Annotated in this window: 10 protein-coding genes; 2 read left to right on the top strand and 8 right to left on the bottom strand. The window is 62.0% G+C overall.

All coding sequences use genetic code 11. The features are described 5' to 3' along the window. The first annotated feature begins 182 nt into the window (after positions 1 to 182). A complete protein-coding gene (locus GA0061105_RS06285) occupies positions 183 to 1,277 on the top strand; it encodes an AbrB family transcriptional regulator (RefSeq protein WP_092748791.1) in 1,095 nt (364 codons plus the stop codon). On the opposite strand, the gene GA0061105_RS06280 is transcribed toward GA0061105_RS06285, so the two are convergent. Continuing rightward, on the bottom strand, positions 1,237 to 2,151 hold the full coding sequence (locus GA0061105_RS06280; protein WP_092748789.1) for an AraC family transcriptional regulator: 915 nt from the start codon (positions 2,149 to 2,151) through the stop codon (positions 1,237 to 1,239). The two genes, GA0061105_RS06285 and GA0061105_RS06280, sit on opposite strands and share 41 nt — an antisense overlap. Before the next feature lie 32 nt (positions 2,152 to 2,183). Between GA0061105_RS06280 and GA0061105_RS06275 the strand changes: the two genes are divergently transcribed. Then, positions 2,184 to 2,591 carry a DUF2000 family protein gene (locus GA0061105_RS06275; RefSeq protein WP_092748787.1) on the top strand — a complete coding sequence of 136 codons (408 nt, stop codon included), beginning with the start codon at positions 2,184 to 2,186 and terminating at the stop codon, positions 2,589 to 2,591. A gap of 66 nt (positions 2,592 to 2,657) precedes the next feature. Here GA0061105_RS06275 and GA0061105_RS06270 read toward each other — a convergent pair whose 3' ends face one another. From GA0061105_RS06270 to GA0061105_RS06235, 7 genes are all read right to left on the bottom strand, one after another. Then, a complete protein-coding gene (locus GA0061105_RS06270; protein WP_064694663.1) occupies positions 2,658 to 3,323 on the bottom strand; it encodes a YiaD family glycine zipper/OmpA-like lipoprotein in 666 nt (221 codons plus the stop codon). A 394-nt stretch (positions 3,324 to 3,717) separates the two neighbouring features. Beyond that, positions 3,718 to 4,716: a flagellin N-terminal helical domain-containing protein gene (locus tag GA0061105_RS06260; RefSeq protein ID WP_092748783.1), complete on the bottom strand. Its 999-nt coding sequence runs from the start codon at positions 4,714 to 4,716 to the stop codon at positions 3,718 to 3,720. A gap of 270 nt (positions 4,717 to 4,986) precedes the next feature. After that, positions 4,987 to 8,142 carry an efflux RND transporter permease subunit gene (locus GA0061105_RS06255; RefSeq protein WP_092748781.1) on the bottom strand — a complete coding sequence of 1,052 codons (3,156 nt, stop codon included), beginning with the start codon at positions 8,140 to 8,142 and terminating at the stop codon, positions 4,987 to 4,989. Further along, on the bottom strand, positions 8,139 to 9,341 hold the full coding sequence (locus tag GA0061105_RS06250) for an efflux RND transporter periplasmic adaptor subunit (protein WP_092748779.1): 1,203 nt from the start codon (positions 9,339 to 9,341) through the stop codon (positions 8,139 to 8,141). The genes GA0061105_RS06255 and GA0061105_RS06250 overlap by 4 nt, the downstream gene beginning before the upstream one ends. A gap of 286 nt (positions 9,342 to 9,627) precedes the next feature. Continuing rightward, positions 9,628 to 10,536, bottom strand: a complete 909-nt coding sequence (locus GA0061105_RS06245) for an adenylate/guanylate cyclase domain-containing protein (protein ID WP_092748777.1) — start codon at positions 10,534 to 10,536, stop codon at positions 9,628 to 9,630. 178 nt (positions 10,537 to 10,714) lie between these two features. After that, positions 10,715 to 12,268 carry a SpoVR family protein gene (locus GA0061105_RS06240; protein WP_092748776.1) on the bottom strand — a complete coding sequence of 518 codons (1,554 nt, stop codon included), beginning with the start codon at positions 12,266 to 12,268 and terminating at the stop codon, positions 10,715 to 10,717. Continuing rightward, complete coding sequence (locus GA0061105_RS06235; RefSeq protein WP_092748774.1) at positions 12,265 to 13,539, bottom strand: YeaH/YhbH family protein; 1,275 nt, start codon at positions 13,537 to 13,539, stop codon at positions 12,265 to 12,267. Before GA0061105_RS06235 ends, GA0061105_RS06240 begins: the two co-directional genes overlap by 4 nt. Positions 13,540 to 13,543 lie beyond the last annotated feature (4 nt).

Below are 13,543 nucleotides of genomic sequence, written 5' to 3'. Positions count from 1 at the left end.
GAATCAAATTCGCATGACAGTTTGTCGGGAAGTTAGATTTCGCAATTGACCGGGCTCACGGCACCCGCCTATACCGAGGCCGCGCCGACCGGCCCTCGAGCCGGCCTCTCTTCGTCATGCCGGAGCTTCCTCCCATCTTCAGCCTCAGGGCTTGGTACCGGCCGGGAAAGATATGAGGATTCATGCCACTCAGCCACGCACGCCGCCTACTGCGGGATGCCGGCCTGCCGAAATGGGCGCTGCTGCTCGCACTTTCCACAGCCTTCACCGTCTTTCTCGAACTCTTTGCCTTACCCGCCTCTCTACTGATCGGGCCGATGGTCGCCGCCATCGTTCTGGCGCTGACCGTCGGCAAGGGAAGGCTCCGCGTGCCACTCCAGCCGCTGCAGTTCGGCCAAGTGCTCGTCGGCTTGATGATGGCGCGTACCATCACGCCTGATATTCTCGGCGCCATGGCGAAGGACGCACCGCTCTTCCTGTTGTTCGTCTTCTCGGTCATCGCCATCGCTACCGGTCTCGGCTGGCTCCTCACGCATTGGCAGGTGCTGCCGGGAACGACCGCCGTCTGGGGCTCCTCGCCGGGTGCGGCCTCCGCCATGGTCATCATGTCGGAAGCCTATGGCGCCGATGCCCGCCTCGTCGCCTTCATGCAATATCAGCGCGTCGTCTTCGTCGCCGTCGGCGCTTCGGTGATCTCGCGGCTCTGGGTGGCGGCCGACGGCGGCGAGCCGCCACCGCTCGTCCTCTTCCCCCAGGTGGACTGGTCGGCCTTGGCGGCGACCATCGCATTTGCCGGCTTTTGCGCTTATGGCGTGCGCCGCATGCGCATCCAGGGCGGCATGATCATGGTACCGCTCTTTCTCGGCGCCTTCCTGCAGGGCATCGGGATGCTGAAGATCGAGCTGCCGATGTGGCTGCTCGCCATCGCCTATGCGCTTGTAGGCTGGAGCATCGGCCTGCGTTTTACCCGTTCGATCATCAGCCACGTGGCGCGCGCCCTGCCGCGGGTCGCAGCCAGCATCGTGTTGCTGATGGCGCTCTGCGGCTGCATGGCGGCCGCACTTCACATATTCGCCGGCATCGATCCGCTGACGGCCTACCTCGCCACCAGCCCCGGTGGCGCCGATTCGGTCGCCATCATCGCTGCCTCAAGCGATGTCGACGTGCCCTTCGTGATGGCGATGCAGACTGGCCGGTTCCTCGTCATTCTTCTGATCGGACCGGCGCTTGCCCGCTTTATCGCGCGCCGCTCCGGCCTTGCGGAAAATCCCGTCTAAGGCTGGCCCATTGGCCGGGCGTGATACCGTAGGCTTTCTTGAAATGGCGATTGAAATGCGCCTGGTCGGCAAAGCCCGTCGCGGCCGCCACATCGGCAAAACCTTCGCCTGCACCCATCAGCGCCCTAGCCTGCTGCAGGCGCCGCATCAGCATGTATCGGTGCGGGCTGGTGGCAAAGGCCGTGCGGAAATGTCGTGACAGCGTAAAGCGGTCGAGGCCGGTAATCTTCTCGAGCTCGCCCGAGCGCACGGGCCTGAGCGCATGTGCTTCCAGATAATCGCGCGCTGCCCTCACCTGCCGCCAGGCGACCGCGCCCAAGGGTCGGCGGCGCACCTGTGAATGTCGCGACAGACCGCAAGCGACGCTGCTGACGAAATCATCGACAAAAAGCTCGTCCAGTTCGCGGTCGAGTTCGCCGAGCGCGCCCAGCAGCACCTTCGCCAAGGCCCCGTCCCCGATGACGGGCTGCTCGACGAAGGGCAGCCCAATCTTCTCCGCCTCAAGGCATTCCATCAGCAGCGCCGGCTCCAGGTAGAGCATGCGGTAATGCAGCCCGGCCTCGGTCGCCGCCCCGCCGTCATGCTCCTCGTCGGGATGCAAAACGATCACCTGCCCCGGCAGGCTGAAGCGCCGCTCGCCGCGATAGGTGAAGGCCTGGACGCCATGCAGCGTCACGCCGAGCGCATAGGTATCGTGCCGGTGCGGCTCGAACACATTGCCGGAAAACTGCGCCTCGATGCGCTCGATGCCGGGAAAGGCGGGCGCAGTCAGGATGCCGCTGCCGGCGGGCGCGGCCAACATGCCGCTGCCCCCCTGCGGCTCGCACAAACGTTCAAGACCCTCGAAGACCTGCGGCGTTAGATCCTGGCTCAACGCGTTTCGATACCCTGATGAGAGAGACTGTAATGTTTGATACCAAAATTGCGATCGTCCTGCGAAACAATCTTGCCGGCTGGCAGAAGCTGAACGTCACAGCCTTCCTGTCAACAGGCATCGCCGGGCAATATCCTGAAATCATCGGAGAGCCTTACAAGGACCGCGCCGGCAATCTCTACAACCCGCTGTCGATCCAGCCGATCATCGTGCTTTCCGCCGACGAAGCGACGATATCAAGCATCCATCGCCGCGCGCTGGAGCGCGAGGTGACCTCCTCCATCTTTATCGAGGAGATGTTTGCGACCGGCCATGACGCCGCCAACCGCGCCGTCTTCGCCGAATATGCCCCCGACGACGCCAAGGTCGTCGGCATCGCGCTGCGCGCCGATAAGAAGATCGTCGACAAGATCACCAAGGGCGCGATGATGCAGCAGTGAGGCAAACGCAGAAACGAAAGAGGCCGAGCGATTGCCCGGCCTTCTGCTGACTGAAAGAGCGCCTGCTCAGCCCTGCGTGATCGGAGCGATCTGGATCTCGACGCGGCGGTTCTGGGCGCGGCCGGCCTCCGACGCGTTGGAGGCGACGGGCTGGGACGGGCCGAAGCCGACGGCGGAGACGCGGCGCTGGTCGATGCCCTGACCACCGAGATAATCGGCAACCGACAGGGCGCGGCGCTGCGACAGGTCCTGGTTATGCTGCAGGCTGCCGGTCGAATCCGTGTGGCCGTTGACGTCGATCAGCGTGCGATTGAACTTGCGCAGTACGATCGCCACCGAATTCAGCGTCGGATAGAAGCCCGGCTTCACCGCGTCCTGGTCGACGTCGAAGGTGATGTTCGAGGGCATGTTGAGGATGATGTTGTCGCCCTGGCGGGTGACGGAGATGCCGGTGCCTTCGAGCTGGGCGCGAAGCTCGGCTTCCTGCTGGTCCATGTAATTACCGATCGCGCCGCCAGCCAGCGCCCCGATACCGGCGCCGATCAGCGCCGCATTGCGCTTGCCGTGCCCGCCGCCACCGACCGCAACGCCGACGAGAGCGCCGCCGAGCGCGCCGAGCGCCGCACCGCCCGCCGTATTGGAAACCTTCTGCTCACCAGTATAAGGATCGGTCGTCGTGCAGGCGCTGAGATAGCTTGCTGCGACAGCCAGGAGTATGAATTTCTTGATCATGGACAGGATGGTCTCCGTTCAAAACTGATGCGAGCAAATGGCAAGGATTACGGCAAGAAAATGAAGATGTTCTCTTGATAGGGGAATTCAGGCGCCGAAACAGCAGCCATGTTGCAGCAATGCGCTGATATCACCAGTTATTTGTGGGTCGGGGGAAGAGCCTCGTTCTCCCCCTCATTCCTGTGCTCGTCACAGGAATCCAGCCACCGCGCGTCTGCGCCGTCAATGACTCACGCCGGAAGAGAGAGTCTTGTGCGCCCAAGGACTTGGGCGCACTGGATTCCCGTCACAAGCAGAGGAATGAGGGGGAGAGTGGGGTGGCACACCGTCCGCCGATATGCCGGGAGATCGACATTAGGGCACCGCAGCACCGCTCCAGTGTCCAATCACACTTTTAAAAATTCTGGAACAGTTGCCTGACCGTATCATAGGTCGCGTTGGCGATGTTCAGCGATTGCAGGCCGAGTTGCTGCTGCGTCTGCAGCGCACGCAGCCTGCTCGACTCTTCCTCCATGTCGGCGTCGACGAGCCTGCCGATGCCGGCGGTGATGTTGTCGTGCAGTTTGGTGGCGAAGTCGTTCTGCAGCTCGATGCGTTTTTCCAGCGCACCGAAGGCCGAGCCGACCGTCGTCAGCTGCGTCAGCGCGGCATCGACAACGCTGATCATCTGGCCGATCTGCCCTTGCGTCGTGGTGGCTGATAGTGAAATGACGACCTGGCCAGCGGTGGTGCCGTTCTTGCTGGTCATCAGCACGTAGTTCTGCGCCGCCCCGAGCTCGGTGGCAAAATAGGCCGAGGTCAGCACGCCGTATTCGCCGGAACCGGTGGCGCGGTCGTCGATCAGGTAGCGCGCATCCTTGGAAGTCGTGGCCCCGACAGGCGTATTGTCGATATGGTAGCTCAGCATGCCCACAGAGACCGTGCCGTCGGCATTGCGGATGAAGGAAGCTGGAATTTGGCGCGGTTGCGTCGGCGCCGCATCGTTGGTGAGGATCACCCAGTTGTCGCCGTTGAAGGTCGCCGACTCCGAAACGCTGCGCAGCTGCTCCTGCAACTGCTTGAGCTCTTCGTTGATCTTGTTCCTATCGACGCCGTCCTCGGTGGCGGCAACCAGCTTGGCTTTGATCTCGGAGACGACGTCGATGACGTTCTGCACACCGGTATAAGCGGTGCCCATCGTCGCAGCCGCCACGCCGAGCGCGTCTTGAATGGCCGAAACGGCCTTGTTGTCGGTGCGTGCCGTTGTGGCGATCGACCAGTACACGGCGTTGTCGGCCGCTTTGGCGACACGCATGCCTGTCGTGATGTGGTTCTGCGTCACCGTCATCTTGCGATTGATATCACGCAGCACATAGAGCGCCGCATCAACGGAGACGCGCTGATAAAGACTCACGGAACAAAACTCCAAAAACACAACAGAACGCAACTGAACAGAAATGAACCTTCCGCGCAGACACTCATGTCCGGGGTCGCTGGGTCTCCAGCGCATTGCAGTCTTCAAAAAAACGAAGAAGACCAAGCGGTTCCTGGTCACAATCATTACCGCTTATACTTAACAAACGGCTAATCTTCAGACGAAATTTGTCTTATTTCACAAGACTTCATACACCATGAGAAACGCCGCCAGACGGGCGTGGCGGCGCATTCAATTTCGGCGAAAGGCTTATTCTGCAGCCTGCAGCTGCTCTTGGTCAGGCGCCGGACGCGGCCTTGTCGCGACCGACATCTCCTCGTGCAGGCGCGCCTCCTCATGGGCATGCGGCTTGGCGAAGCGAGCCAGCAGGAGATAGGCGACCGGCGTGATGAACAGCGTCACCAGCGTTGCAAAGCCGAGGCCGCCGACGATTACCCAGCCGAGCGCCACGCGCGCTTCCGCACCCGCGCCATGGGCGAAGACCAGTGGCGCGCCGCCGAGGATTGTGGCGATCATCGTCATCATCACAGGGCGAAGGCGCAGCGCGCAAGCCTTCTCGATAGAGGCACGCACGTCCTCGCCCCTGTCGCGCAGCTGATTGGCGAATTCGACGATCAGGATACCGTTCTTCGCCATCACGCCGACCAGAAGCACGAGGCCGATCTGGCTGTAAATGTTGAGGCTGGACCCGGTGATGATCAAAGCGAAGACGGCGCAGGCAAGGCCGAGCGGCACTGTCGACATGATGATCACCGAGGAGAGCACACTCTCGAACTGCGCTGCCAGCACCAGGAATATGATGACGATGGCGAAGCCGAAGGTCAGCGCCATGCCGTTGGAGTTCTCTTCGAGCGTCGCGGCTTCCGCAAGCGGCAGCAGGCGCGCGCCCGGCGGCAGCAGCGGCTCGGCGAGCGCAGTCACTTGTTTGACGGCGTCGCCCAGCGACATGTCGTTCTTGAGGCCGGCGGTGATCGCGACGGAGGCGAGCTGCTGCTCGCGGTTCAACTGCGGCGCAACCGAGCCTTCCTTCATCGTAGCGATGACGGACATCGGCACGATCTTGCCGTCGCCGGTCTTCAGGAACACGTTTTCGAGATCTGTGGGATCGTCGATCGGCCGTGTCGTCGAGGTGAGCAGCACGGGATAGGATTCGCCCTCGACGAAAACGTCGACTACCGAACGCCCTTCGAGCAGCGATTGGATCGCCGTCGAAAGCCCCGTGATGTCGATGCCAAGATCCGAGGCGCGCTCACGGTCGATCGCCACCGACACCTGCGCCTGGCTGGGCTCGTTGGTCAGGCGCGGCGTATCGTATTGGCCGGTGGCGTCGAGCGCCTGCACCAGCTTGGCGGCTGCCGCCGTCAAAGCCTGGTGATCATTGCCGACCAGCGCCATCTGCACGCCGCTGCCGGCGCCGCGAATGCGCAGGCTGTTGGAGGAGATGGCATTGCCGCGCAGCGCCGGCACCTTGGCCGCCGCCTGATTGATGTCGCCGACGATCTCCGCCTGCGTCCGGTGACGCTCTCCCCAAGGGGCGAGCGTCAGCACCATGAAGCCGCTATTCAAAGAACCGCCCTGCCCGGAAATCGAGAAGACGTTGCGGATGTCGCCGCTGTCGACCAGCGGCTGCAGATATTCCTCGACGAGCTGCATCTTGTCGCGGGTATATTCGAGGCTCGATCCCTGCGGCGTCGTCAGCCGCATCATCACCAGCGACCGGTCCTCTTCCGGCGTCAGCTCGCTCTTGACTGTGGAGAACGCAAGCAGCGCCGCGCCGGCGAAGATCACTGAGAACAAGATCACGACGAAGGGCGCGTTGAGACAGCCGTGCAGCGCCCATTTGTAGAGGCGGGCGAGCGCGCCGCCGAAACGGCCGAGCGCGCCGTGATCCTCGATCATCGGCTTCGTCAGCATGCGCGAGGCAAGCATCGGGCATAATGTCAACGCCACGATCGACGACAGCCCGACCGAGAAGGCGAGCACGAAGCCGAATTCGCGGAAGAGGCCGCCGACCTGTCCCGGCAGGAACGAAAGCGGGATGAAGACGGCCGCCAGAGTGGCGGTCGTGGCGACGACGGCGAAGAACACTTCGCGCGTGCCGAGCACGGCGGCCGCGCGCGGCCCCATGCCTTCGGCGCGCCGGCGCACGATGTTTTCGAGCACCACGATCGCGTCGTCGACCACGAGGCCGGTGGCCAGCACGATGGCGAGCAGCGTCAGGATGTTGATCGAGAAGCCGACCATGTAGATCGCAGCCAGCGTCCCTATCAACGCCACCGGCATGCTGACCGCCGGGATCAGCGTCGCCCGCCAGTCACGCAGGAAGAGATAGATGACGGCGGTGACGATAACGGCGGCGAGCACCAGCGCCAGCACCACCTCATGGATCGCCCCTTGGATGAAGACGGCGTCATCGCTGGTGATGGCAATCGTCGTTCCCTCGGGCAGCGTCTTCGACAGCTGCTCGACGGCGGCCTTGATGCCGGTCGAGATGTTCAGCGTATTCGACTGCGCCTGGCGGATGATGCCGAGGCCAATGCCCGGCTTGCCGTTGGAGCGCAGCGCCGTATCGCCGTCGCGCGGACCGAGCGTCACCGTCGCGACATCGCCGAGCCGGACGCGGTCCTGCAGCATGACATTGGAAAAATCCGCCGGCGTCTGCAGGTTGGCGGTGGCGCGCACGACGATATCCTGCGTCGTGCTCTTCAGCGAGCCGGCCGGCACGTCGAGTGCGGCATTGTCGAGCGCCTTCGTCAGGTCGCCGATGGTGAGCCCGCGGCTGGCGAGCGCCCCCTGATCGACGTCGACGCGGAAGACCTTCTCCTGGTCGCCATACTCCTCGACGTCCGCCACGCCATCGACCGAGGCCAGTCGATCAATCACCTCGTTCTCGACGAGCTGCGTCAGGTCGTCCATGTTGAGATTGGTGGAGGTGACGGCAAGGCGCATGATCGCCGAGGAATCCGAATCCGCCTTGACGATCTGCGGAGCATCCGCCTCGTCGGGCAGGTTCTGGGTGATGCGGCCGATCGCATCGCGCACGTCGTTGGCGGCGACGGCGAGATCGATCGCATCGGAGAATTCGAGCGTCACCCGGCTCTGGCCGAAGGAAGAGGTCGAGGAGATCGATTTCAGGCCGCTAACACGAGCGACCGCGCCCTCGATCACCTTGGTCAGTTCCTGGTCGATCGTCTGCGGCGATGCGCCGTCGAAAGTGGTGCGCACGGTGACGACCGGACGGTCGACATCCGGCAGCTCGCGCACCTCGACGCCGACATAGGCTGCAAGGCCGGCGACGACCATCAGTGTGTTGAACACCAAGGCCAGGATCGGCCGGCGAACGAAAAGCGCGGTGAAGCTCTGTTTGCCCGACGCTCGGTCCTGAGGCATCTCGGTCACATTCATTGGGTCGCGACCTCCGCGTTCGCCGCGACATCGGCACTGACGCGCACCGCCCCGCCCTCGCGCACGCGCTGCAGGCCCTGCGTCACGATCTTGTCGCCGTCCTTGAGATCGGCCTTGACTAGAATATAGTCCGGATTGCGCTGCACGACGCTCACCCGTACCTTGTGCGACTTGTCGTCGGTCACTTGCCAGACGAAGGATCCTTGCGAATCCCACTGCACGGATTGCGGATCGACTGCCGGATATTTATCGCCCGGGAATTTCATGCTGACGCTGAAGGACATGCCGGCGCGCAGATCATCGGACGAGTTGTCGATCCTGGCCCGCAGGCGTAGCGTGCGGCTTGCCGCGTCGATGCGGTTGTCGACGGCCTCGATCACGCCCGAAAATAACTGCCCGGGCTTTGCGACCGACATCGCCTCGACCGGCTGACCGACCTCAACCGTGTTGGCAAAGCGCTCCGGCACCCAGAAATCGACGAGGATTTCGGAACGGTCGTCCAATGTGACGATCGGTGTTGTCGTCGTGACATTGTCGCCGATATTGACCGGCACGATGCCGACGATGCCGTCGATCGGCGCGGTGATGTTGCGCCGGGCGAGATTGAGCTCGGCGGCCTGCAACTGCAGCCGCGCGCCCTGCTCGGCGATCTCGGAATCGAAGACGTCCATCCGCGAGACGCTGGATTTGATGTTGTGATAGAGATTGGACTTCTCGACCGCGGCCTTCACCGCCACATCCGCCTGGCCGCGGGCGATCACCTGCTCCTCGCTGTCGAGCTTGGCGATCACCTGGCCGGCTTCCACCTTGTCGCCCGACTTGATGAGGATTTCGCGGATCGTGCCGGATGCCTGCGGCGTCACAGCGACCGATCGGATCGCATCCCCCGTGCCGATGGCATTCAGCCGGTCGTTGACGACGCCATGGACGACGGCTTGCGTCGCGACGAGAATGGCGCTGCTGCGCCCGCCGCCGCGGCGGTTCTGTCCCTGGCCCTGTCCACGCGGCTGCCCCTCCGCCCCTGCGGAAGCACCCGCATCCGCAGTATCCTCGGCGTTCGGCGCGATCATCGAAATGACACTGTTGGGGATGCCTGCATCACGCATCATATCGCCGGCTCCGGGCACAAAAAACACCCACGCGGCAAAGCCGGCAATGATAACGATGAGCGAAAGTACAAACTGCTTCCAAAAGGCCATTCACGTCTCCGGAGGGACTCGAGGTTGGACCAGGGTCGGTCGAAAGAGGCGCTGCGGGATCGGCATCCCGGGGCTATGGACCCCAGGCATCAAGATTCCGTTTAGATGCGACAATATCGCGCGTTTGCAGCTTAACGGCAAGCATAAGCACCCGGCATTACCGATTTGTAATATCAGCGAAGATTGGAAATAATCCGGTCGCTCACTTTTGCTTGAACGACCTTGAAAACGTCTTGAAGATTTCGTTATCGGGGCAAGTTATGCAGCACCCGATGAAGACCGACTTCTATCGGCGCATTGACCATCGCAGGCCTATCGCCGCCGCCAGCCCCAGCATCGGCCACACTGCCCAGAACCGGCCCTCCCAGGTAAAGAGGTTGATGCCGATTATACCGAGCGCCACGATCGCAAGCGCGGCGATCTTGCGGTCGAACCGGCTCTGGTCGCGATTCCAGGCGAGTGCGGCGATGACGGCGAGCGCAAGCACAGGAAAGCGCGCCCAGAAGACACCCTGCCACGAGAGAAGATTGATAGCGACCAGCACGGCGGCGATGACGCCGAGCGCGGCGTACAGTCTTCGCCCGCCGGGCACCGGCCTCGCTTCGGTCGTGACGGCCGCCTTCGGCTGCGGCCGGGCAACGGGTCGTTCGTCAGGTGTCGCCTCCTCGCTTCCGTCGCCGATTTTGACCGCATAGCTCGGCACGCCGTCCTCGACGTTCTTCACCAACAGCGGCCCGAGAAACTCGAAACCGACCGCCACCTTGTTGCGCACCTGGTCGTAGACGGTGCTCGAGATGACGATGCCGCCCGGCGCCGCGGAGGCCTGCAACCGCGCGGCGATATTGACGCCGTCGCCATAGATATCGTCGCCGTCAACGATCACGTCGCCGAGATTGATGCCGATGCGGAAGAGCATGCGCCCGTCGCTCGGGCGGGCGGCATTGAAACCTGCGAGTTCGTTCTGGGTATCGACGGCGGCGCGCACCGCCTCGACGACGCTCGGAAAATCGGCGATCAATCCGTCGCCCCAGGTGTTGACGACACGACCGCCATGGCTTTCGATCAAATTCCCCATCGCGTCGCGGCAGCGCTTCAGCGTCGCAAGCGTCCCCTCCTCGTCGGCCCCCATCAGCCGCGTATAATCCTGCACGTCAGCACAGAAGATCGTCGTCAGCTTGCGCCGCGTTTCACTCATGTTAATCGTCCCCGTGCTGTCTGACCCCGCAGATGCTGCAAAGGCTCGATCCGGTTAAGGAGATCGATGGAGCGATCGCAGCAGCGGCAGATTACGAAGGCTTCAGCAAGCGAACAAGAGCTTCACCAACCCGCCACCGGCTCCCGAACGCCCAAATCCGGCGCCTTAAGGGAAACCGTTATGATTGAACAATCTTGCGCGGGGTGGCCGTATGTTCCTTCGCGACCGTGCTCGAACTGTCGATTTCCTGAAGCAGCACGTCGTAGCCCCAGAGATCGGCGAGATGTTGCAGGACGAGCTTCGTGTCGTTTTCCTGCAGATAACAGCCGTTCATGACGATATGCTGCAGCAGCAGGCGGCGGTCGCCTGCGAGATCAACGTCGACGATATCGATGGCCGGATCGGTCCAGCCGATATCATATTCGCGGGAGAGCTGGCGGCGAATGCGCAAATAGCCGCGCTCATTGTGAATCGCCGAAACCAGAACACCTTCGGTCTGTTCCGGGTCGTCGTAGAGGTGGAACAGCCGCAACTGCCGGATAAGATTAGGGCTCAGGAACTGGCTGATGAAACTTTCGTCCCGGTAATTGGCCCAGATGTCCCGCAGGACCCCCATCGCATCGCCGCGTCCGGCAATATCGGGAAACCATGTCCGGTCCTCTTCCGTCGGACTGGTGACGATCCTCTCAATGTCCTGCATCATCGCGAACCCAAGCGCATAGGGATTGAAACCCGAGAACCGCCGATCGTCATAGCTTGGCTGGAAGACGACGTTGGCGTGCGACTTCAGGAATTCGAGAAAGTTCCCGTCGCTTATCTGCCCGCGCTCGTGAAGCCGGTTCATGATCTGGTAATGGACGAAGGTGGCGGTTCCCTCATTCATCACCTTAGTCTGCCGCTGGGGATGGAAATATTGCGCGACGTGGCGGACGATGCGAAGGATTTCGCGCTGCCACGGCTGCAGCCGCGGCGCGGATTTCTCAAGAAAATAGAGGATGTTATCCTGCGGAAGACCGAGCGCGGCACGCCGCTTTTCCAAGCCGATGTCACCCGCCTTTTTCGCCTTGCCAGCTGGAACCGTGCGCCACAGGTCGTTGAACATCTGCTCCTCGTGGGCGCGACGCTCCTGCTGCCGCTTCTCCTCCTGACGAAGGTCGATGGTGGTCTTGCCGGCGTATCGATGCACCCCATGCGACATCAGTGCATGCGCCGCATCGAGCGTTCGTTCGACGGCCGTCTCGCCATACCGCTCTTCGCAGCGAGTGATATAACCCTTGGCAAAATCGAGGTAATCGAGGATTCCCTCCGCATCGGTCCAGAGCTTGAAGAGATAGTTGTTCTTGAAGAAGTGATTGTGGCCGAAAGCCGCATGGGCGGTGACGAGCGTCTGCATCGTCGCCGTATTCTCCTCCATCAGATAGGAGATGCAGGGGGAGCTGTTGATGACGATTTCGTAGGCAAGGTCGCGCATACCGCGGCGGTAGAAGGCTTCGTGGTGGGCGAAATGTTTTCCGAAGGACCAATGGCGGTAAAAGAGCGGCATGCCGGTTGATGAATAGGCATCCAGCATCTGCTCCGAGGTGATGACTTCAATCTGGTTCGGATAGACATCGAGGCCGAGTTCACCGAGCGCGATCTCCTCGCACGCATCATGGATGCGCTGCAGCGTTGCAAAGTCCCAGTCGGCTCCCTCGAACAAGAGCCGCTCCCTTGGCCTCACCGTCATGGTCATGGCGTCACCCTCGACTGTGCGTCACGTTTCTGGAAGAGATCATGGAAAACAGGGAATATTTCGCTGCGCCGGCAGACCTTGCGCATCGAAAGCGGCAGCGGATCGGCACGGATCCCGTCATAGAGCATCCACAGCGGCGACCGCGATACTGTAGAATCGCCGCCTTCCTCACCGACCTCGATATAGGCGAAATACTGGCACAACGGCAAAATCTCGCGCAGCAGCTGCCCGGTCAGATTTCCGTCCGAATGAGCGTTGTCGCCGTCCGAGGCCTGGGCGCCGTAGATATTCCACTCCGACGGATCGAATCGCGCAGCGATGATCCCTTTCATCGCCGCAAGCGCGCTGGACACGAGCGTGCCGCCCGTGGCCGGACCGTAGAAGAAGGTTTCCTCGTCGACCTCTTCAGCCCTGTCGGTATGGCGGATAAAGACGATTTCCACCTTCTTGTAGCGTTTTGAGAGGAAAAGGTAGAGCAGCAGATAAAACCGCTTCGCAAGGTCCTTCATGTGCTCCGACATGGAGCCCGAGACGTCCATCAGGCAGAACATCACCGCTTTCGCGACAGGCTTCGGCTCGTTTTCGAACCGGCGATAGCGCACGTCGAGCGGATCGATATAGGGAATGCGCCGGCTTTTTTCCGTCAGGGATTTGAGTTTGGCCTCAAGCTCCAGACGGCTCTCGTCGTCCTCACATTCGTCGATCTGCCGCTGCAGGGCTTCGATTTCTTCGCGGCGTGGGCGGCCGAGCGCAACACGGCGCATCATTGCGAGCTTGGTCGTGCGACCGACGGCAATGTTGGAGGGCGATCCTGATACGGAATAGCCGGCGCGGAACGGAGTTTCCTCTTCGGTTTCGGCTAGGCGCCGCTTGGCGAGGTCCGGCAATTCAAGGTCATCAAGGAACACATCGAGGAATTCCTCCCGCGTCAGCACGAAACGGAAGCCGTCCTCACCGTCGCCTTCGCCTGCATCTTTTGGTTTTCCCCCCTTCCCGCCCGGCGGCCGCGGAATGATGTCGCCTTCGACGAAAGCCCGGTTTCCTGGCAGGATGTGGTCGGCGATGCCGCCTACACCCCTTCGAAAGCTTGGTTCGGCCATCCCATCGATCGGCAGGCTGATCTCCCCACCGTCGAGCACGTCTCGAATGTTTCGATTTTGCAGAGAACGTTTCACCGCCTGCTGCACGGCTCCCTTCATGCGTCGAAGGAACCGCTGACGATTTTCCAGACTTTTACCGCGCGGATTTAGCCGCCGGTCGACAATGTGCATAATG

Source organism: Rhizobium aethiopicum, assembly GCF_900094625.1.
In the GTDB taxonomy this organism is placed as follows: domain Bacteria; phylum Pseudomonadota; class Alphaproteobacteria; order Rhizobiales; family Rhizobiaceae; genus Rhizobium; species Rhizobium aethiopicum.
Note: the sequence above shows the minus strand (reverse complement) of the source record. Positions and strands in the feature narration are given on the sequence as shown.

What these genes read in the sequence shown, in the direction of transcription:
- GA0061105_RS06245 (WP_092748777.1), bottom strand. Translation starts at nt 10,536, where the DNA reads ATGAGTGAAACGCGGCGCAAGCTGACGACGATCTTCTGTGCTGACGTG.
- GA0061105_RS06270 (WP_064694663.1), bottom strand. Translation starts at nt 3,323, where the DNA reads ATGATCAAGAAATTCATACTCCTGGCTGTCGCAGCAAGCTATCTCAGC.
- GA0061105_RS06275 (WP_092748787.1), top strand. Translation starts at nt 2,184, where the DNA reads ATGTTTGATACCAAAATTGCGATCGTCCTGCGAAACAATCTTGCCGGC.
- GA0061105_RS06235 (WP_092748774.1), bottom strand. Translation starts at nt 13,539, where the DNA reads ATGCACATTGTCGACCGGCGGCTAAATCCGCGCGGTAAAAGTCTGGAA.
- GA0061105_RS06255 (WP_092748781.1), bottom strand. Translation starts at nt 8,142, where the DNA reads ATGAATGTGACCGAGATGCCTCAGGACCGAGCGTCGGGCAAACAGAGC.
- GA0061105_RS06240 (WP_092748776.1), bottom strand. Translation starts at nt 12,268, where the DNA reads ATGACCATGACGGTGAGGCCAAGGGAGCGGCTCTTGTTCGAGGGAGCC.
- GA0061105_RS06250 (WP_092748779.1), bottom strand. Translation starts at nt 9,341, where the DNA reads ATGGCCTTTTGGAAGCAGTTTGTACTTTCGCTCATCGTTATCATTGCC.
- GA0061105_RS06285 (WP_092748791.1), top strand. Translation starts at nt 183, where the DNA reads ATGCCACTCAGCCACGCACGCCGCCTACTGCGGGATGCCGGCCTGCCG.